A 20,018-nucleotide genomic window follows, 5' to 3' on the forward strand; every position below is an offset into this window, starting at 1 on the left:
GGGCAGCGACGGGCCCCGGGCCCCTGACGAGCCCCGGGGCCGCGGCGGGGTCACGGTTCCGCCGCGGGCCGGTACGCCGCTCCCCATCCCGTCGCCTGCCACGTGGCGGCGTGCGGTCGCAGGCGTGCCCGGTGGTCCTCCCAGGTCGCCGGCTCGCGCGTCCAGGATCGTTCGGCCGCGGCCGGGAGACGGGGCAGCAGCAGGAACGCCAGGTCGTCGAAGGACGTGATCGTCTCCGACCAGATCGCCGCCTCCACCCCGGCGACGCGGACGTCGAGCCCCGGCACCAAGGACCGCGGGGTCCAGTCGAACATCTGCCGGAGGGTCTTGGCCGGATAGTCGCGGAACCCGAGCCGGGCCCGGCGCGCCTCCCCCTCGGCGTCCGCGGCGGGCTCGGCGTACGGGCGGTCGTAGTACAGCACGTCGCTGGAGGACAGCAGCACCGGCAGCCCGGCCGCCGCGGCGGCGGGCCCGTCGGACGGCGCGAGGGCGAACAACGCCACCATCTGGTCGACGAACGGGTGCGCGGACTCCGGCAGCTCCGCCTTCTTGGCGTCGGCGTCGATGCTCGTCTCCGCGCCGATCCACAGCTGCACGAGGTCGCCGTCGCCCAGCGCCCCGGCGCGTACCGTCTCCTGCCAGGCCACGACCCGGCTGCCGGTGTCGTGCGCCGCGCGGACGGCCACGCCGACCGCGCGCGTGTACGCCGTGACGGGCATCCCGAACGGCTCATCACCCCCGACGTGCACGAACCGGGCACGGGACGCCCGCGCGAACTCGGCGACGGTCTCCGCGATGAAGGACTCGGCCCCGGGCACGGCCGGATCGACGTAGCCCAGGCGGGCGGCGGTCCGGTCGCCGGCGAGTTCCGGGCAGGCGCGGATCGCGGCGTGGGCGTGCCCCGGAAGGTCGATCTCGGGCACGATCGTCACCCCGCGCGCCGCGGCGTACGCCGTCAGCTCCGCCAGCTCGCGCCGCGTGATCAGCTCGCCGGGCGAGGTCGCGTCCAGCGCGGGACGGGCCGCCGACTGCAGCCGCCAGCCGCCGGAGTCGGTGAGGTGCAGGTGCAGCACGTTCAGCTTGTACCGCGTCAGCAGGTCGATGACGCGGCGGATCTCGTCCGGGCGGAAGGGATGCCGGACGACGTCGAGCATCAGGCCCCGCCACGCCAGGGCGGGCCCGTCGGCGATGCGCCCGACCGGCAGCCGGCCCGCCGCCGACTCCGCCAGCTGCACCAGCGTCGCGGCGCCCCGCAGGACCGCGTGCGGGGTCGGGCCGGTGATCGTGATCTCCTCCGGGGCGATCGTCACGGTGTGCCGCTCGTCCGGGGGAAGCTGTTCCGGCGCGACCCCATCGGCAGGCGGCACGTCGCCGGGCGCGTCGCCGATCAACAGGACGACGCGCGACGGGGACGGGTCACCCGCCGAGGGGGTGGCGGGGAGGCGGGCGAACTCGCCTTCGAGCCACGCGCGGGCGTCGCGCAGACGATCGTCCGCCCGGATCTCGACGCGGCCGGGGTGCAGGGCGGTCGTCGTCGCGTGGTCGAGCGCGACCGCGTGCGGCCACGGCACCAGCGCGGCCCTCATCGCCGGCCGCCGAGCAGCCCCGCCAGCGCCGGCATGCCGGCCACCGTGTCCTGGAAGCGCCGCGCGATGAGGTCCAGCCCCTCCTGCGTGGGGTGGAGCCCGTCGCCCAGCAGGCGCGCGTCCTGCTCGCCCAGCAAGGTACGGCCGTCCACCAGGTGCAGGTGGGGGTCGTCGGGCGCGCGCCCGGCGTGGACGCGCTCGATGATCCGGCGGGTGGCGGCCAGCGTGAGGGCGCCGTCGTCGGCCTCCAGGGCGCGGTCCGCCCCGGCGGCCGTGCCGCCGCGATCGACGGTCGGTCCCGGCGTGTGCTCGTGCGCCGGGCAGGCGATCGCGGTGATGAGGACCACCGGGGTGTCCGGATGGCCCTCGCGGATCAGGTCGAGGAAGCCGTGCACCGCGGGCAGCATCGTCCTGGCCCGCATCGAGTCGGCGTTCACGAGGTTGATGCCCACCTTCAGGGTGATCAGGTCCGCGGGGGTGTCCCTGATCATGCGGGCGACGAACGGGTCGAGCTGCACGTTCCCGCCGAACGACAGGTTGCGCAGGCGCCAGCCGGAGCCCAGGGCGACCCGCGCCGGCCAGGTGCCGTCGGGGGTGGCGGCCTGCAGCCCATGGCTGATGGAGCTGCCGTGATGCGTCCAGCGCGGGAGGCCGCCGGCGGACGGCGGCGCGATCGGGGCGTCGGCCGCCAGGCCGATGACCTCGACCGCGCAGTCGTGCGGCAGCATGATCTCGACCTGCTTCTCCCTGCCGTCGGGCACGAGGGCCACCGTCACGGCGGACGGATCGCGCTGTTCCCGGCCGGCGACCTGCCGGTCGGCGCCGATGACGACGACGTCCCCTTCGGGGATCGCGACGTGTTCCGCCACCGCGCCGTCGACGACGACGGCGAGGCTGTGCGGCCGGGCGACCTCGGCGCCGGCCGGCCGCAGCGAACGGGTGTGCAGGCGCAGCCGCAGCAGGGTCGCGCTGGTGGCGAAGCGCAGGGAGACGCCGGTGGGCGCCTGTTCCATGAGGTCGAACCAGGGGTCGTCGTGCTGTGCGCGGGCCCATGGCGGCAGCCGGCGCGGGCGCAGGCCGCCGTGGGCTCCCGGGTCGAGTGCGGCCGCGCCGTCGATGAGGCGGGCCAGGTCCGCGGCGTCCAGGGTCACGTCCAGGAGGTCCGTCACGACGCGGCCTTCCCGCCCAGGACGGCCGCCGGGTCCTGGACGAGCCGCCCGAACCAGCGGGCGCTGGGTTTGACCGTGCGCCGGAACGTGGTCCGGTCGACCGCGACGAGGCCGAAGGTGGGCGTCCACGATCCCCACTCGTAGTTGTCCAGGAGCGACCAGTGCAGGTATCCGCGCACGTCGATGCCGTCGGCCATGGCGCGGGCCAGACCCGTGACGGCCTCGGTCGTGTACGCGACGCGTTCGTCGTCGTCGGCGGTCGCGATGCCGTTCTCGGTCACCAGCAGCGGTGTCGATCCGCCGAGCCGGGCGGCGGTGTGCCGGACCGCGTCCTCCAGCGCGAGGGGGTAGTACTCCCAGCCCATCATCGTGCGCCTGTCGTCCGGGCCGGGGGCGATGACGCCGTCCGCGCCGGCGCGCAGGCGGCTGTAGGCCTGCACGCCGATGAAGTCGTCGTCCTTCGCCAGGTCGATGTACTGGTCGTCGACCAGGTACGACAGCTCGGCGGTGCGGTCGGGGCCGGCGCCGTGGTCCTGCACGTTCTGGTTGGCCACCGTCCACCCCGAGCGCAGTCCGGGCACGGAGGCGAGCAGGTCGCGGGCCTGCTCGTGCGCGCGGGCCAGCGCGCGGGTCACGTCGGGGTCCGGCGGGACGAAGGAGGGGACGGGTTCGCCGGCGCCGTGCCTGCGGCGCGCGGCCACCAGGGCGACCATGTTGGGCTCGTTGATCGTGCAGACCCAGGGCACGCCGTCGAGGATCGGCAGCACCGCGCGGACGTAGTCGGCGAAGTGCGCGACCGCCTCCCCGGAGGTCCAGCCGCCTCCGGCGCTCAGCCAGGCGGGGCTGGTGAAGTGGTGGAGCGTGACGACCGGGGTCAGCCCGCGCTGCCCGCAGCCTTCGATGATCCGGCGGTAGTGGGCCAGCATGGCCGGCGACGGGTGACCGGGCGCGGGGACCACGCGGGCCCATTCGACGCTGAACCGGTAGGCGTTGAGACCGAGGTCGCGGGCGATGTCCAGGTCCTCGGGCCACCGGTGGAAGCTGTCGCAGGCGTCCCCCGACCGTTCGGGCAGGCTCCGGCTCCCGTCGTGCTCCGCCTGCCAGAGGTCGCTTCCGACGTTGTTCCCCTCCACCTGGTGGGCCGCCGTCGACGCGCCCCACAGGAAACCGTCCGGGAATGTCGGCGGCTGCGAAGTCGTCATGTTCGATCCTGTCCTGGGTGTCGGAGGTGTGGTCATTTGAGGCCCATGGTGGCGATGCCCTGCACGAAGTAGCGCTGCAGGGACACGAAGAGCGCGAGGATCGGCGTGATGATCAGCACGGCCCCGGCGAGCAGCGTGCCGTAGTCGGTCGCGTACTGGCCGGTGGAGTAGAGCGAGAGCGCGACCGGCAGGGTGTACATCGACTCGGTCTGGCTCGCCACGAGCGGCCACAGGAAGTTGTTCCAGGAGCCGAGGAAGGTGAGGATGCCGAGGGTGGCCAGCGCGGGGCCGCACAGCGGCAGCACGACCCGGGTGAAGATCCTCGTCTCGGAGGCGCCGTCGATGCGGGCGGCCTCCAGCAGCGAGTCGGGGATGTCCAGCATGAACTGGCGCATCAGGAAGACGCCCACGGGCTGCGTGAGGAACGGCAGCACCAGGGCCCCGTACGTGTCGAGGATGCCCATCTTCGCGACGATCACGAACAGCGGGACGAAGGTCACCACGCCGGGCACCATGATGGTCACCAGCACGACGCCGAGCAGGACGCGCTTCCCGGCGAAGTCCATCTTGGCCAGCGCGTAGCCGACCATCGAGCAGAAAAGCAGGTTGCCGAGCACGGTGAGCACGGCGACGACCAGGCTGTTGCCGAAGAAGGTGCCGAAGTGCAGCTCGGTGAGCCAGCGGGCGAAGTTCCCGCCGGTGGGCGAGTGCGGCCACCACGTCGGGGGGTCGGCGAAGATCTCGTCCTGCGTCTTGAACGCGCCCAGCACCATCCAGGCGAACGGCGCGAGCCACACCACCACGCCGGCGGTCAGCACCACGTAGCTGAGCGAGCGCGCCGTCAGGCGTCCCTGCTGGGTCATGTGGCCCTCCTGAGCAGGCGGAACTGCAGGACGCCGACCGCCGCGATGACGACGAACATGATGTAGCTCGCCGCGGACGCCTTGGCGAAGTCGCCGAAGCCGAAGGCGTTGAACGTGTAGTACGTCATGGACAAGGTGGAGCCGAGCGGCCCGCCCTGCGTCATCACGAACGCCTCCTCGAAGAACTGCAGGTAGCCGACCGAGATGAGCACGCAGCCCAGCAGGATCGTGGGGCGCAGCAGCGGGAGCGTGATGCTGCGCAGGCGGCGCCAGGGCCCGGCGCCGTCCATCGCCGCCGCCTCCGCGACGTCGGCCGGGACGGCCTGCAGCCCGGCCAGGAAGATCACCATGAGGGTCCCGGTGTTGCGCCAGACGGCCATCAGGATCAACGAGGGCAGCGCCCAGGTGGTGCTGTTCAGCCAGTCCGGCCCCTCGACGCCGACCAGGGCGAGGACCATGTTGAGCAGCCCGTCCCGGGCGAGGATGTGACGCCAGATGACCGAGACCGCGACAACGCTCGTGACCACCGGGGCGTAGAAGGCGACGCGGTAGACCGGCCTGAGCCGGCGGACGCCCGAGTTGAGCGCCAGCGCCAGCCCCAGCCCGAGCGCCACCGTGGCGGGGATGCCGACGAGGACGAACAGCGCCGTCACCCCGGCGGCGTTCTGGAACTCCGGATCCGTGAGGACGTCCGCGTACTGCTGGAGGCCCACGAAGTTCACGTTGAAGGGCGACTGGATGTCCCGCGCGGTCAGGTCCGTGAAGGAGAAGCCGATCGAACCGGCGATCGGCAGGACCATGAACACCGCGAAGACGACGACGAACGGCGCGGCGAACAGCCAGGCGACCGTCGTCTGCCGGCGCCGGCGTTCGGAGTTGGCTCCCCCGGCCCGGCGGGCGCGCACGTCACGGGAGGCGCGCGCCCGTCCGGGGGCGGTGGGCGACATGGGGTTCGACACCGCTCAGGACACCCCGATGCCGTCGGCCTGCTGCTGGAGCTTGCGCAGCGTGTCCGCCACCGGGCGGCCGCCCTTGATGATCTGCTCGATCGCGGAGTCGCCCGCCGCGCCGACCTTGTCGAAGGCGACGAGCTGCGGCGGCGCCTTGGCCGTCTTGAGCTGCTCGGCGAACGCGGCGAGCGTCGGGTCGGCGACCAGCGCCGGATCCTGCCACGCGCTCCGGGGCGCCGGCAGGTCGCCGCTGACCTTGTACCAGGCCGCCTGGGTCTGCGGCTCGCTGAGCCACTGGACGAGCTTCCAGGCGGAATCGGGGTTCTTGGCGGCCTTGAAGACCACGAGGTTCGCGCCGCCGACGAACGAGGTCGAGCTCTTCCCCGCCGGAAGCGGCGCGGTCGCGTACTTGCCCGCGAACGCGTCCCCGCCGGCCTGGGAGATGGCGCCGCGCAGGAAGGGACCGGCGACGAGCATCGGCGTCGTGCCGGTCAGGAAGTCCTTCACCGCGGCGGCGGGCGCCGTGTCGGCGTTCGGATCGGCGATGCGCTGCTTGAAGTACGACGCCAGGTACTCGTACGCCGAGGCGAACTCCGGCGTGTCGAGCGTCCACGAGGACTGGTCGGCGTTCATCAGCTCCGCGCCGTTGGACCACGGCATCCAGAGCGAGGACAGGAACGATCCGGTCGTGCCCGCGGGCAGCCGGATGCCCCACTTCGCACCGGCCTTGCGCTGCAGGTCGGCCGCCATCCGCCGCAGCTCGTCCCAGGTGGCGGGGGGCTTGTCCCAGCCGGCCTTGCGGGCGAGGTCCGTCCGGTAGTAGAGCGCCCGGACGTCGACGTACCACGGCACCTCCAGCAGCCGGCCGCCGATGGTTCCCGTCGAGACGGCTCCCGGGTACATGCCCGCCGTGTCGATGGCCGCGGGCACGGGCGCGAAGGCGTCCTTGAACACCGGCAGGCCGGGCATCATGGCCAGGTCTGGAACGTTCCCGGCGGCGATGGCGGTCTGGAACTTCTGGTAGGCCGAGTCCCAGGGGATGGCGGTCACGTCGACCTTGACCCCCGGGTTGGCGGCCTCGAACTTCTTCACGAACTCGGGCAGGAGCTCGCCCTCGTTGCCCATCGCCCACATCGTGATCGCGCCGGCGGCCTTGGCCGCGACGCTGGAGGACGGCTGGGCCCGTCCGGCGCCCTCGTCGGCCCGGCCGCACGCGGTGAGCGCCGCCGCAACGGCGATCGCGGCCAGGGCCGCCACTGTTGATCTGTGTCGCACGGCCAGTTCCTTTCCTGTCGGCCTGTGTTGCCTCCCCCGAACGGCTGAGAATTTATGCGCTTAACTCGCCAGAAATCCAGCCCCAATGCGCAATTGAGACAAAACTTCGTCAGGAGCAGCCGCAGCTGCGGCCGAGCACCAGGCGCGTCGGCAGCACGTACGACCTGGGGTGGGACACCCCCGCCGCGGTGTCGGTCAGGATGCGCACCGCGAGCCGCCCCATCGAGGCGAACGGCTGGCGGACCGTGGTCAGCGTCGGGTTCGACAGCCGCCCGGCGACGATCCCGTCGAAGCCGGTGATCGCGACGTCGTCCGGCACCCGGACGCCGTGCCGGGCCAGCAGGTCCAGCACGGTGAGCGCGAGCTGGTCGGTGGCGCAGACCAGGGCGTCCGGCACGTCGCCGGCCGCGATGGCGGCGCGCAACGAGCGCAGGCTGTCCTGGGCCAGCGCGGTGGTGTCGAACGGCTCCTCGGGGACCGGCAGCCCGTGCGCGGCCAGCGCCGCCTGGAACCCGGCGAACCGGGCGGCGATGTCGGGCGCGGCCGGCTCGCCGAGGAACGCGGGAGACCGGCGGCCGTGCCGCTCGACCAGGTGATCGACGAGCTCGCGCACCGCGCTCTCGTTGGCCACCGTGATGTGGTGCAGCGGGTCGTGCATGGGCGGGCTGCTGAAGATCACCACGGGCACGCCGCGTCCCACGTGCTCCAGCAGGTCGCGCGCCGCGCCGCCCGGGAAGATCGCCAGGCCGTCGACGCTGCCGGCCAGGTCGAAGCTGCCCAGCGAGTCGCGGCTGGCCCCCGACCCGAGCATCACCGGGCGGCCCAGCCGCTGGGCCTCCAGCTCGAACCCGCGCTGGATCTCGTCGACGTAGAGCGGGAATCGCCGCACGTCACCGAGGCCGTCGAGCTCCCGGGCCACCATGGCGTCGAGGTCCTGGGCGCCGAGGTCGGCGGGCAGGAACATGTCGAAGGCGTACAGGCCGAGCGCCTGGGAGCGGCCCTTGGCGAGCCCGCGCGCGCTGCCGCTGGGCACGTAGCCGAGGGCCCGCGCGGCCTGCAGGACCAGCTCGCGCGTCTCCGGGCGAACCCGCTCCGGCTGCCGGAAGGTGTGCGAGACCGTCGCGATGGAGACGCCTGCCCGCTCAGCGACGTCGTAGACGGTCGCCCTCTGCGCCACCGGACCATCACCCGCCCTTCCCGGCGTCGCCTGCGAACGGATCGTATCCGCTTCGGGTCACCACCCTACGCGCCGGGCCCGGCCGGTGATCACCACGCTCGTACGCGTACCGGAGACGACCGGGATCTTGACGGGACGCCCGCGCCCGGTAAAACTAACCACCTGGTAGGAAATGGCTGCGCGCCGCGGGTTCGCCCTGCGTGCGCGGCGTTCACCTCCGCCGCCGCGCCGGCCCCCGCCCTCACCCCCCTCCAGAGAAGGTGCCCCATGTTCGGGAAGAAGTCCCTCACACTCTCAGCGGCGGCCGTCACGGCGGCCGTCTCCTCGCTCCTGGCGACGCCGGCCGCGCACGCCTCCGCCCGTGACACCGCCGTCGGCCACTATGTGGCCCTCGGCGACTCCTACACCGCAGGCCCGGGAATCCCGAATCAGACGGACGCCGACTGCGGCCGTTCCGACCGCAACTACCCGACCCTGACCGCGGCCGCGCGGACCGTCGCCGCTTTCACGGACGTCAGCTGCGCCGGCGCGACCACGGCGAACATGACCGGCGCGCAGGGCGCGGCCCCGCCCCAGCTGGACGCGCTCCGCCCGGAGACGGACCTGGTCACGCTGGGGATCGGCGGCAACGACATCAACGTCAGCGGCATCATCGGCCGCTGCGTCATCCTCGGCAGGCTCGACCCCGGCGGCTCGCCGTGCAAGGCCAGCTACACCCTGGCCGGCATCGACCAGCTCGCCGGGCGCATCGCCGCCACCGGCGACAAGATCGACGCCGTGCTCCAGGAGATCAGGCGGCGCTCCCCCGGCGCGGACGTCCTCGTCGTCGGCTATCCGGTCATCATGCCGGACGACGGGAGCAACTGCTATGCGACCGTCCCCATCGCCAAGGGTGACGCACCCTGGCTGCGGGACGTGGAGAAGCGCCTCAACACCATGCTCGCCACCCGCGCCGCGGCGGGCGGCGCCCGATTCGTCGACACCTACACCGGCTCGGTGGGCCACGACCTGTGCAAGCCCCTCGGCGTCCGGTGGATGGAGCCGATGGAGGGCGTGGACTCGGTGGGACTCCACCCCAACGCCTCGGGCCACCAGGCCATGTCCACCGCCGTGCTGACCGCGGTGGACGCCGCCCGGCGCTGACGGCGCCGCCGCCGCGGATCCTGATGGCCGTCAGGTTCGGACGGCGCCGGTGATGCGGCGGCGGAACACCCAGTACGTCCACGCCTGGTAGGCCAGCACCAGGGGCGTGAAGACGGCCGCGACCCAGGTCATCACCGTCAGCGTGTACGGGCTGGAGGCCGCGTTGGTCACGGTGAGGCTGTTGGCCGGGTCCAGGGCGGGCATGACGTTCGGGAACAGGCCGGTGAAGATCGCGGCCACCAGGGCGACCACGGCGACCGCGCTGGCGGTGAAGGCCCACCCGTCACGGCCGCGCACGGTCGCGGCCACCGCGCCGGCCAGGCCGAGCGCGACCAGCGCCACCGCGGCCCACCGCAGCGCGCCGCCGCCGTCCGAGAGCAGCAGGAACGCCATCACGACCAGGAACGCCGCCGGGGAGATGCTCTTGGCCATCCGGCCGGCGGCCAGGCGCAGGTCGCCGGTGGTGCGCAGGGCCAGGAAGACCGCGCCGTGCAGGGTGAACAGCAGCAGCGTGGCCAGCCCGCCGAGCAGCGCGAACGGGTTGAGCAGGGTCAGCAGCGTGCCGGTGTACTCGTGCTCGGCGTTCAACGGCACACCGCGCACGATGTTGGCGAACGCCACCCCCCACAGGAAGGCCGGGACGAGCGAGCCCCAGAACAGCGCCCGGTCCCAGCCGCGCGTGCTGTCGCTCTTGCTGCGGTACTCCAGGGCCACGCCGCGGGCGATGAGCGCCAGCAGGATGAGGAACAGCGGCAGGTAGAAGCCGCTGAACAGGGTGGCGTACCACTCGGGGAAGGCGGCGAAGGTCGCGCCGCCGGCCACCAGCAGCCACACCTCGTTGCCGTCCCACACCGGGCCGATCGTCTTCAGGACGGCCCGCCGGTCGGCCTCCTCACGGCTCAGGACGGGCATCAGGATGCCGACGCCGAAGTCGAAGCCCTCCAGCAGGAAGTAGCCGGTCCACAGCACGGCGATCAGGACGAACCAGACGTTTTCCATGATTTCCTCAGTAGCTCAGCGCGGGGACGGCGGTCTCGGGCTCGTCCTGCTCGTTCGGCCCGATCCGGATGAACTTGACCAGCAGCCGGATCTCGATGATCGCGAGCACGGCGTAGGCCAGGGTGAAGCCGACCAGCGTGATGGCCACCGAGGGGACGTCCGCCGTCGGCGAGACGGCGTAGGCGGTGCGCATCAGCCCGAAGACGGTCCACGGCTGGCGGCCCATCTCGGTGAAGATCCAGCCCATGCTGTTGGCCAGGAACGGCAGGCCGATCCCGGCGATGGCCAGCCGGTAGGCCCAGCGGCCCGCGGGCAGCCGGCCGCGCCTGGTCAGCCAGAGCCCGGCCAGGGCGAGCAGCGCCGACAGCATGCCGAACCCGATCATCAGCCGGAAGGACCAGTAGGCCAGGCCGACGATCGGCCGGTAGTCGCCGGGGCCGTACAGGGCCTGGTAGCGGGCCTGGATGTCGTTGATGCCCTCGACCTCGCCGTCCAGGGTGTTGGTGGACAGCAGGCTCAGGCCGTAGGGGATCTGCAGGTTGACGTGGTTGCGGCCGTTCTCGACGTCGCCGATGGCGAACAGGGAGAAGCCGGCGGAGGTCTCGTCCTCCCACAGGGCCTCGGCGGCGGCCATCTTCATCGGCTGCTGCTCGGTCATGATCTGGGCCTGCCAGTGGCCGGAGAACGACACCCCGACCGCCGAGACCAGGCTGACGGCCAGCGCCAGCCGGGCCGAGGTGCGAAAGAGGGAGACGTCCCGCTTGCGCAGCAGGAACCAGGCGCTGACGCCCAGCACGAACGCGGCCGCGGTCAGGAACGCCCCGAACAGGACGTGCGGGAAGGTGACCAGCGTGGTCGAGTTGGTCAGCACGGCCCAGATGTCGGTCAGCTCGGCGCGGCCGTTGTTGATCCGGTAGCCGACGGGGTGCTGCATCCAGGAGTTGGCCGCCAGGATGAAGTAGGCCGAGATGTTGGTGCCGATGGCGGCCAGCCAGATCGTGGCCAGGTGCAGGCGGGGCGACAGCCGGTCCCAGCCGAAGATCCACAGGCCGAGGAAGGTGGACTCCAGGAAGAAGGCCATCAGCCCCTCCATGGCCAGCGGCGCCCCGAACACGTCGCCGACGAAGCGGGAGTAGTCACTCCAGTTCATCCCGAACTGGAACTCCTGCACGATGCCCGTCACCACGCCCATGGCGAAGTTGATCAGGAACAGCCGGCCCCAGAACCGGGTCAGCCGCAGGTACTCCGGCTTCTTCGTCCGGTGCCACGCCGTCTGCAGACCGGCCACGATGATCGACAGGCCGATCGTGAGCGGCACGAAGAGGAAGTGGTAGACGGTCGTGATGCCGAACTGCCACCGGGAGAGATCCAGGACATCCATGCAGGCCAGGCTCCTCTTCCCGGCCGCCGCGCCGTAGGGCCGTGCGTCCCGGGGGCGAGGGACGTTGGTCCCATGAAGGGGCGAAGGACCCTGTCCGGGGTACGGGGTGCCTGGAAGGCTGTGACACGCATGGGGACGCAGCGGCAGGAGGAGACAGTGACAGAGACCGGCGACTTCGGCCACCGCATCCAGTACCACCGGCAGCGGCTGGGGCTCACCGTCGAGCAGGTGGCGGAGCGGGCGGACATGTCCGCCGGCTACCTCCGGTACATGGAGGAGCACGTGGACATCCCCGACAGGGGAACCCTGAACCGCCTGGCCGACGCGCTCGGGACGACCGGCCAGGACCTGCTGGGCGGCGGGCGCGACCGTCCGCCGGGCGTCGGGCCCGCGATGGCCGAGCCCGTCCTGGAGGTCCTCGACCGCGAGGAGTGCCTGCGCCTGATCGCGCCCGGCGGCATCGGCCGGATCGCGTTCAACGGCTCGCACGGGCCGACGGTGCTGCCCGTCAACTTCCGGGTGCACGACGGCGCCATCGTCTTCCGCACCGCCGCGGGCGGCCCGCTCGACCAGGACCTGCGGACCGGCCTGGAGGGCGTCGAGGTCATGGTGGGCTTCGAGGTGGACCGGATCGACGAGGCCCGGCGGCAGGGCTGGAGCGTGCTCGTGCAGGGGCCCGCCCACCACGTGACCCCCGACGAACAGGCCGCGTCGGACGTCACCCCGTGGGCGGGCGGCGACCGGCGGCTGCACATCCGGATCGTCCCCCACCACGTCACCGGCCGCCGCATCCACTCCATGTGAGGGGGGCCGGCCCCGGAGGCTAGAAGCGCGGCCGGACGACCGCCACCGGGCAGGCCGCGTGGTGCAGCACCCCGTGGCCGACCGAGCCCAGCACGGCCGAGGCGAAGCCGCCGAGCCCGCGCGAGCCCACCACCACCAGGTCGGCCGTCCCGGCGGCGCGGACCAGGGCGGAGACCGGGTGCTCGCACGGCTGTTCCTCGGTGATGACCAGGTCGGGGTTGGCCTGCCGCCACGGGACGACGTGCCCGTGCGCCTGGCGGTCGGCGTCCTGCATGACCTCGATGAGGCTGCCGTAGGCGGCGGCGTACGGCGAGGAGACCGGGATCTGCCAGGCCGAGACCACGTGCAGCCGCGCCCGGCGCGCCCTGGCCTGCTCGACGGCGTACTCCATGGCCGTGCGCGCGTGCCCGGAGCCGTCGAAGCCGACCACCACCCGGTCGTGCCGCCCCTGCGGCGGCGTCCGGACGACGACGACCGGGCCGGCGGCGTGCCCGGCCACGGCGACGCTCACCGACCCGGCCTGCATGCCGGTGAACCCGCCGAGCCCGCGCGCGCCCAGCACCACGCTGTCGGCCGCGAGCGACTCCGCGACCAGGGTGTCCACGACGTTCCCGGCGACCGCCTCCGTCGTCACCCCTACCCGCACGGCCTCCCCGTCCCGTCCGGCCTGCCCGGCCAGGGCGGCCGGGATGGCCTGCCCGGCCAGGGCGGCGGCGGCCTCCAGCACGCGGGCGGGGTCGTCCGTCCCGCCGGGCCGGCGCACGTGCACGATGCGCAGGTCCAGCCCGCGCCGCGCGGCGTCGGCCGCCGCCCATTCCACCGCCGCGGTCGCGGGCGCGGATCCGTCCACCGCCACCACGATCTGACCGCCCATCACGCTCTCCTTCCCTGGGATTCCTCGTGTCGTCAGGTCCGCGGCCGGACGGGCACGCGCCGCCGGTAGACGACGTAGGGCCGCCACAGGTAGGCCACCGGCGCCGACCACACGTGCACCAGCCGGGTGAACGGCCAGATCGCGGCGAGCAGCCAGGCCGACATCGCGTGCAGCTGGAACAGCAGCGGCACGTCGGCCATCAGCCGCGGGTCGGGACGGAAGGTCAGCACGCCCCGGAACCAGACGGCGATCGTGGCCCGGTAGTCGTAACCGCCGCCGAGCAGGTTGCTGCCCACGGTCGCGGCCATGCCGAGCACGATCACCCCGGCCAGCACGGTGAACAGCACCCTGTCGGCGCGGGTGGTGGTGCGCCGCACCCGCGGGCTGGTCAGGCGCCGGGCCAGCAGCAGCGTCAGGCCCGCGACGACCATGACCCCGGCCACGGTCCCGGCGCTGACCGACACCAGGTGGTAGAGGTGCTCGTCCACGCCGACCGCCTCGGTCCAGCTCTTGGGGACGAGCAGGCCGAGCACGTGACCGCCGATGGCCGCGAACGCGCCCAGGTGGAACAGCGGCGAGCCGAGCCGCAGCAGCCTGCTCTCCAGCACCTGCGTGGTACGGGTGGTCCAGCCGAACTGGTCCACCCGCCAGCGCCAGACGTGCCCGGCGACGAAGATCGTCAAGGCGACGTAGGGGACGATCGCCCAGAGCACGACGCTCACGGCCGTACCTCACTCTCGTTCAGCGGCGGCCCGTACGGGGCCAGGCCGACCTCCTCGGCGGGCGGGCCGGCCAGGGCGAGGTCGGCCACCGCGGCCCGCTCGGCCTCCGACATGCCGGGCAGCACCGCGCACAGGGCGTCCAGCACGAGCGCGTACGGCGAGCCGGCCTCGTGCAGGGCGGTGCGGATGAGCTCCAGCCCCTTGCGGTGCTGGCGCAGCGGCGCCTCCCCCACGTCCGGCCCGGCCAGCGCGGCGAACTCGCACACCACCGGCAGGAAGTCGGGCAGCTCGCCCTCGGGCGGGGTGAGCCCGGCCACGCGGTAGCGCTGCTTGAGCGTCAGCAGGGCCATGCCCCGGCGGCGGGTGTCGCCGTGCAGGTAGTAGGTGAGGTAGAGGCTGGACCTGCGGCGCAGGTCGAAGGTCTCGACGTAGTGGCGGGCCAGCGGCATCGGCTGCCGGTCGCCGAACCACCACAGGAACTGCTCCAGCGCCTGGCGCGGATGCCCGTCGGGCAGCGCGGCGACGGCCGCGCGCAGCTCGGGGCGGGCGGCCAGCAGCCCGGCGTCCGGGTACTGCAGCAGCAGCGAGACCAGCCGGAGCAGCGCGGCGCGGTCCTGCGGCCGTTCGACGACGGCGTCGGGGGCGGGCAGCAGTCTCATGACGCCGGCCCCTTGCCGGTGAACAGCTTCAGCCCCAGGCGTCCGTCGCTGCGGCGGCCGGTCACGCCGGTCGGGTGGAACCCGCTCATCCCGGGGCCGCCGTCGCCGTCCAGGCTGCACCCGGCGGCCTGGGCCGACAACGCGGCGGCGTCCTCGCGGTGGGCGGCGGGCACGACGTAGCGCTCCTCGTACTTGGCGACGGCCAGCAGGCGGTACATCTCCTCCATGTCCCGCGCCGTCATCCCGGCCGACTCCAGCAGGTCCCCGGCCACGGTGCCGTCGAGGGTGCGGGCCCGCATGTAGCCGCGCATCGCCGACAGCTTCATCAGCACCCCGGCCACCACCTCGGTGTCCCCGGCGCTGAACAGCCCGGCCAGGTACTCCAGCGGGATGCGCAGGTCAGTGATGGCGTGGAAGACGTTGTCGGGGTCGTCGGCGTCCGCGCCGGCCCCGGTCACGGCGTCGAGCACCGGCGACAGCGGCGGGATGTACCAGACCATCGGCAGCGTGCGGTACTCCGGGTGCAGCGGCAGCGCCACCCGGTAGCGCATGGCCAGCCGGTAGATCGGCGAGCGCCGCGCGGCCTCGATCCAGTCCTCGCTGATCCCGCAGGCCCGCGCGGCAGCGGCCACCTGCGGGTCGTCGGGGTCGAGGAAGACCTTGCGCTGTGCCTCCAGCAGGTCGCGCGGGTCGGGCACGCGGGCGGCGGCGAGCACGGCGTCGGCGTCGTACAGGACGAGGCCGATGTAGCGCAGCCGGCCCACGCAGGTCTCGGCGCACACGGTCGGCTGTCCCGCCTCGATGCGGGGGAAGCAGAACGTGCACTTCTCGGCCTTGCCGGTCCTGTGGTTGACGTACACCTTCTTGTACGGGCACGACGAGACGCACATGCGCCAGCCGCGGCAGCGGTCCTGGTCCACCAGGACGATGCCGTCCTCCTCCCGCTTGTACATCGCGCCGGAGGGGCAGGCGGCCACGCACGCCGGGTTGAGGCAGTGCTCGCAGATGCGCGGCAGGTGGAACATGAAGGTCTGGTCGAACTCCATGCGCACCTTCTCGGCCATGGCCGCCAGGTTGGGGTCGCCGTGGGCGTGCTCGGGGGCGCCGCCGAGGTCGTCCTCCCAGTTGGCGCCCCACGTGATGTTCATGTCCTTGCCGGTGATGGCCGACTTGGGACGGATGACCGGCACGTGCGGCCCGGCGGGGGCGTTGAGCAGGGTGTCGTAGTCGTAGGTGGCCGGCTCGTAGTAGTCGTCCAGGTCCGGCAGGTCGGGGTTGGAGAACAGGCTGAGCAGCCGCTTGACCCGGCCGCCCGCGCGCAGCTTGAGCCGGCCGCGCCCGTCGAGCTGCCAGCCGCCGTGCCAGCGTTCCTGGTCCTCGTACCGCTTGGGGTAGCCGACGCCGGGCTTGGTCTCGACGTTGTTGAACCAGACGTACTCGACGCCGTCCCGGTTCGTCCAGGTCTGCTTGCAGGTGACGGAACAGGTGTGGCAGCCGATGCACTTGTCCAGGTTCATCACCATGGCGACCTGTGCCATGACGCGCATCAGTAGGTCACCTCCTGGCCGCGGCGGCGGATCACCGTGATCTCGTCACGCTGGTTGCCGGTCGGCCCGTAGTAGTTGAAGGCGTAGGTGAACTGCGCGTACCCGCCGATCAGGTGGCTGGGCTTGAGCAGCAGCCGGGTGAGGGAGTTGTGCACGCCGCCGCGCCGGCCCGACCGCTCGGTGAGCGGGACGTTCACGTTGCGGTCCTTGGCGTGGTACATGTACACGGTCCCGGCCGGCATCCGGTGGGAGACGACCGCCCTGGCCACGACCACGCCGTTGCGGTTGTACGCCTCGATCCAGTCGTTGTCGGCGGCCCCGATCGAGGCGGCGTCCTCGACGCTCATCCAGATCGTCGGCCCGCCCCGCGACAGGGCCAGCATGTACGCGTTGTCCTGGTACTCCGAGTGGATCGACCACTTCGAGTGCGGCGTCAGGTACCGGACGGTGACCTCGGCGCCCTGCCCGTCAGCCTGCCCGTCAGCCTGCCCGTCGCGCTGGTCGCCGTGGTGGCGGCGCAGGTCGAGCGGCGGCCGGTAGGCGGGAAGCTGCTCGCCCAGCTCGATGATCCAGTCGTGGTCGAGGAAGAACTGCTGCCGGCCGGTCAGGGTGTGCCATGGCTTGTCGCGTTCGACGTTGATGACGAACGCGGAGTAGCGGCGCCCGCCGGTCTCCGAGCCCGACCACTCGGGCGAGGTGATCACCGGCTGCGGTCTCGACCGCGTGTCGGCGAACGTGATGCGCTTGCCCTCGTGCTCGGCGGCCAGGTCGGCGAGCCTGGTCCCGGTGCGCTTCTCCATGGTCTGGAAGCCCTGGGTGGCCAGGCGGCCGTTGGTGGTGCCGGACAGCGCGAGGATGGCCTCGCACATCCGGTCGGCGGTGCCCAGGGAGATGTGGCCCTCGGGGGTCTCGCCGTTCTGCTCACGCAGGTGGTCCAGCTCGGGGCCCACCCGGTAGGTGATCCCCTTGGTGGTCAGGCCCAGGTCGGCGAAGAGCGGCCCGATCCCGCGGACGCGCTCGGCGACCGCGCCGTAGTCGCGCTCGACCGTGACGATCTTGGGCATCGTCCGGCCCGGGACGGGCTCGCACTCGCCGTGCTTCCAGTCGCGCACCCGGCCGCCCGGCTGGGCCAGCTCGTCCGGGGTGTCGTGGGTGAGCGGGACGGCCAGCACGTCGGTGCGCCGGCCCAGGTGGCGGGCGGCGAGCTTGGAGAAGGCGTCGGCCAGCCCGAGGAAGGCGTCGTGGTCGGACCTGGTCTGCCAGGGCGGGGCGATGGCCGGGTTGAAGGCGTGCACGAACGGGTGCATGTCGGTGCTGGACAGGTCGTGCTTCTCGTACCAGGTGGCGGCGGGCAGGACGACGTCGGAGAACAGCGCCGTGGACGTCATCCGGAAGTCGATCGTCGTCAGCAGGTCGAGCTTGCCCTCCGCGGCGTTCTCCCGCCAGGTCACCTCGGCCGGGCGCAGCCCCTCGGGCGTCTCCTCGTTGCGCGCCTCGGCGTCGGCGCCGAGCAGGTGGCGCAGGAAGTACTCGTTGCCCTTGCCGGACGAGCCGAGCAGGTTGGCCCGCCACACGGTCAGCACCCGCGGGAAGTTGGCCGGGTCGCCCGGGTCCTCGGCGGCGAAGCGCAGCCGCCCCGCCTTCAGCTCGTCCACCACGTGCTCGGCCACCGGGACGCCGCGCGCGGCGGCCTCGTCGGCGAGCTTGAGCGGGTTGCGGTCGAACGTCGGGTGCGAGGGCAGCCAGCCCAGCCGGGCCGCCTGGGCGTTGCAGTCGGCGAACGAGCGGCCCGCGAACCTGCCCTCGCCCAGCGGGCTGGCCAGCTCGCCGGCCCCGATGCGCTCGTAGCGCCACTGGTCGGTGGCCAGGTACCAGAACGCGGTGCCGGCCATGTGCCGGGTCGGGCGCTGCCAGTCGAAGCCGAAGGCCAGGTGCTGGAAGCCGGTGACCGGGCGGACCTTCTCCTGGCCCACGTAGTGCGCCCAGCCGCCGCCGTTGACGCCCTGGCAGCCGGTCAGCAGCACCAGCGTCAGGAACGAGCGGTAGATCTGGTCGGAGTGGAACCAGTGGTTGGTGCCGGCGCCCATCGCGATCATCGACCGGCCCTGGGTGCGCTCGGCGTTGCGGGCGAACTCGCGGGCGATCCTGGCGATCGTGGCGGCCGGGACCGAGGTGATCTCCTCCGCCCAGGCCGGGGTGTAGGGCTGCGTGGCGTCCTCGTAGCTCGCCGGCCATTCGCCGGGCAGGTCGCGGGCCACGCCGTACTGGGCCATGAGCAGGTCGAACACCGTCGTGACGAGCTTGCCGGCCAGCTCGGTGACCGGGACGCCGCGGCGCATGACCGAGCCGCCCTCGGTGGGGCCCTCGTCGAAGCGCGGCAGGTCCACCTCGACCGCGCGCCCGGACCGGCCGAGCAGGGTCAGCGCGGGGACGGCGCCGTCCAGGTCGAGGTTCCAGCGGCCCTCGCCCTCCTTGCCCCAGCGGTGGCCGAGCGAGCCGTTCGGCACCTGCGCGGCGCCGGTCGCCTCGTCCAGGAAGACGGTCTTGAACTCGGCGTTCTCGCTCTCCTGGCCCAGGTCGGCCGCGGTCAGGAAGCGGCGCGGCACGTACGCGTCGCCGCGCGGCTCCAGCGTCACCAGGAACGGCAGGTCGGTGTACTTGCGCACGTAGTCGGTGAAGTACGGCACCTGGCGGTCGCGGAAGAACTCGGTCAGCGTCACGTGGCCCATCGCCATGGCCAGGGCGCCGTCGGTGCCGGGGTGCGGCGCGAGCCAGTCGTCGGCGAACTTGACGTTGTCGGCGTAGTCCGGGCTGACCGCGACGACCTTGGTGCCCTGGTAGCGGGCCTCGGTCATGAAGTGGGCGTCCGGGGTGCGGGTGACCGGGATGTTGGAGCCCCACATGATCAGGTAGCGGGAGTTCCACCAGTCGGCCGCCTCGGGCACGTCGGTCTGGTCGCCCCACACCTGCGGCGAGGCGATCGGCAGGTCGGCGTACCAGTCGTAGAACGACAGCAGCGTGCCGCCGATCATCGACAGGAAGCGGGTGCCGGCCGCGAACGAGGCCATCGACATCGCCGGGATCGGCGAGAAGCCCACCACCCGGTCGGGGCCGTGCTCCTTGATGGTGTGCACGTGGGCGGCGGCCATGAGCTCCAGGACCTCGTCCCAGCTCGACCGGACGAACCCGCCCTTGCCGCGGGCCCGCTTGTAGGCCCGCGCGCGCTCCGGGTCGCCGGTCAGCTCCGCCCACGCCAGCACGGGGTCGCCCAGCCTGGCCTTGGCCTCGCGCCACATCTCCAGCAGCACCCCGCGCACGTACGGGTAGCGCACCCGCGAGGGAGAGTAGGTGTACCAGGAGAAGGACGCGCCACGGGGACAGCCGCGCGGCTCGTACTCGGGCGACTCCGGGCCGACCGACGGGTAGTCGGTGGCCTGGTGCTCCCACGTGATCAGGCCGTCCTTGACGAACACCTGCCAGGAGCACGAGCCCGTGCAGTTCACGCCGTGCGTCGAGCGCACCACCTTGTCGTGCGCCCACCGGTCCCGGTAGAAGCGGTCCCAGGCGCCGGGATCGACCTGGTGCAGGGTACGGCCGTCGGCCGACACCTCCGCCCTGGTGAAGAACTTCCTGGCCGCCAGCAACGGCCCCATGCCCGGGATCGCGT

The 20,018-nt window shown here is 72.7% G+C and carries 16 protein-coding genes; 2 read left to right on the forward strand and 14 right to left on the reverse strand.

What is annotated here, in order from left to right; genetic code table 11:
* Positions 1-50: 50 nt before the first annotated feature.
* The 7 genes from ACFYUV_RS17870 to ACFYUV_RS17900 all read right to left on the reverse strand — a co-directional run bounded on the left by ACFYUV_RS17870 (position 51) and on the right by ACFYUV_RS17900 (position 8,222).
* Positions 51-1,586, reverse strand: coding sequence for a family 20 glycosylhydrolase (locus ACFYUV_RS17870; protein ID WP_387669677.1), 1,536 nt, complete (start codon positions 1,584-1,586; stop codon positions 51-53).
* Positions 1,583-2,755, reverse strand: a complete 1,173-nt coding sequence (locus ACFYUV_RS17875) for a GDSL-type esterase/lipase family protein (RefSeq protein ID WP_387669679.1) — start codon at positions 2,753-2,755, stop codon at positions 1,583-1,585. The genes ACFYUV_RS17870 and ACFYUV_RS17875 overlap by 4 nt, the downstream gene beginning before the upstream one ends.
* On the reverse strand, positions 2,752-3,957 hold the full coding sequence (locus tag ACFYUV_RS17880; protein ID WP_387669680.1) for a glycoside hydrolase family 1 protein: 1,206 nt from the start codon (positions 3,955-3,957) through the stop codon (positions 2,752-2,754). Before ACFYUV_RS17880 ends, ACFYUV_RS17875 begins: the two co-directional genes overlap by 4 nt.
* A gap of 32 nt (positions 3,958-3,989) precedes the next feature.
* The gene (locus ACFYUV_RS17885; RefSeq protein WP_352351481.1) at positions 3,990-4,820 is read right to left on the reverse strand and encodes a carbohydrate ABC transporter permease; all 831 of its coding nucleotides are present in this window, start codon (positions 4,818-4,820) and stop codon (positions 3,990-3,992) included.
* Complete coding sequence (locus tag ACFYUV_RS17890; protein WP_364342554.1) at positions 4,817-5,779, reverse strand: sugar ABC transporter permease; 963 nt, start codon at positions 5,777-5,779, stop codon at positions 4,817-4,819. The genes ACFYUV_RS17885 and ACFYUV_RS17890 overlap by 4 nt, the downstream gene beginning before the upstream one ends.
* 3 nt (positions 5,780-5,782) lie before the next feature.
* Positions 5,783-7,045, reverse strand: a complete 1,263-nt coding sequence (locus ACFYUV_RS17895) for an extracellular solute-binding protein (RefSeq protein ID WP_387669682.1) — start codon at positions 7,043-7,045, stop codon at positions 5,783-5,785.
* Between the two features lie 109 nt (positions 7,046-7,154).
* Positions 7,155-8,222, reverse strand: coding sequence for a LacI family DNA-binding transcriptional regulator (locus ACFYUV_RS17900; protein ID WP_387669684.1), 1,068 nt, complete (start codon positions 8,220-8,222; stop codon positions 7,155-7,157).
* 267 nt (positions 8,223-8,489) lie between these two features.
* Here ACFYUV_RS17900 and ACFYUV_RS17905 point away from each other — a divergent pair, with 267 nt between their 5' ends.
* Positions 8,490-9,365 carry an SGNH/GDSL hydrolase family protein gene (locus ACFYUV_RS17905; protein WP_387669685.1) on the forward strand — a complete coding sequence of 292 codons (876 nt, stop codon included), beginning with the start codon at positions 8,490-8,492 and terminating at the stop codon, positions 9,363-9,365.
* A 30-nt stretch (positions 9,366-9,395) separates the two neighbouring features.
* On the opposite strand, the gene cydB is transcribed toward ACFYUV_RS17905, so the two are convergent.
* Both cydB and ACFYUV_RS17915 read right to left on the reverse strand, forming a co-directional pair.
* Complete coding sequence (gene cydB / locus ACFYUV_RS17910; RefSeq protein ID WP_387669687.1) at positions 9,396-10,364, reverse strand: cytochrome d ubiquinol oxidase subunit II; 969 nt, start codon at positions 10,362-10,364, stop codon at positions 9,396-9,398.
* A 7-nt stretch (positions 10,365-10,371) separates the two neighbouring features.
* Positions 10,372-11,745, reverse strand: coding sequence for a cytochrome ubiquinol oxidase subunit I (locus ACFYUV_RS17915; RefSeq protein ID WP_352326394.1), 1,374 nt, complete (start codon positions 11,743-11,745; stop codon positions 10,372-10,374).
* A gap of 156 nt (positions 11,746-11,901) precedes the next feature.
* Between ACFYUV_RS17915 and ACFYUV_RS17920 the strand changes: the two genes are divergently transcribed.
* Positions 11,902-12,549 (forward strand): pyridoxamine 5'-phosphate oxidase family protein, encoded by a 648-nt coding sequence (locus tag ACFYUV_RS17920; RefSeq protein WP_387669689.1) that lies wholly within the window; start codon positions 11,902-11,904, stop codon positions 12,547-12,549.
* Between the two features lie 19 nt (positions 12,550-12,568).
* Here the strand turns inward: ACFYUV_RS17920 and ACFYUV_RS17925 are convergent, their stop codons facing one another.
* Genes ACFYUV_RS17925 through ACFYUV_RS17945 form a run of 5 tightly spaced genes read right to left on the reverse strand, consistent with a single transcriptional unit; the run spans position 12,569 to position 20,004 of the window.
* On the reverse strand, positions 12,569-13,423 hold the full coding sequence (locus ACFYUV_RS17925; RefSeq protein WP_387669691.1) for a universal stress protein: 855 nt from the start codon (positions 13,421-13,423) through the stop codon (positions 12,569-12,571).
* A gap of 32 nt (positions 13,424-13,455) precedes the next feature.
* Positions 13,456-14,145, reverse strand: a complete 690-nt coding sequence (narI, locus tag ACFYUV_RS17930) for a respiratory nitrate reductase subunit gamma (RefSeq protein ID WP_387669693.1) — start codon at positions 14,143-14,145, stop codon at positions 13,456-13,458.
* Positions 14,142-14,804, reverse strand: coding sequence for a nitrate reductase molybdenum cofactor assembly chaperone (narJ, locus tag ACFYUV_RS17935; RefSeq protein ID WP_387669694.1), 663 nt, complete (start codon positions 14,802-14,804; stop codon positions 14,142-14,144). Before narJ ends, narI begins: the two co-directional genes overlap by 4 nt.
* A complete protein-coding gene (gene narH, locus ACFYUV_RS17940) occupies positions 14,801-16,351 on the reverse strand; it encodes a nitrate reductase subunit beta (protein WP_387669696.1) in 1,551 nt (516 codons plus the stop codon). Before narH ends, narJ begins: the two co-directional genes overlap by 4 nt.
* Positions 16,351-20,004 carry a nitrate reductase subunit alpha gene (locus ACFYUV_RS17945; protein ID WP_387670369.1) on the reverse strand — a complete coding sequence of 1,218 codons (3,654 nt, stop codon included), beginning with the start codon at positions 20,002-20,004 and terminating at the stop codon, positions 16,351-16,353. The genes narH and ACFYUV_RS17945 overlap by 1 nt, the downstream gene beginning before the upstream one ends.
* Positions 20,005-20,018 lie beyond the last annotated feature (14 nt).

The organism is Nonomuraea sp. NPDC003560 (assembly GCF_042878785.1).
Lineage (GTDB): Bacteria > Actinomycetota > Actinomycetes > Streptosporangiales > Streptosporangiaceae > Nonomuraea.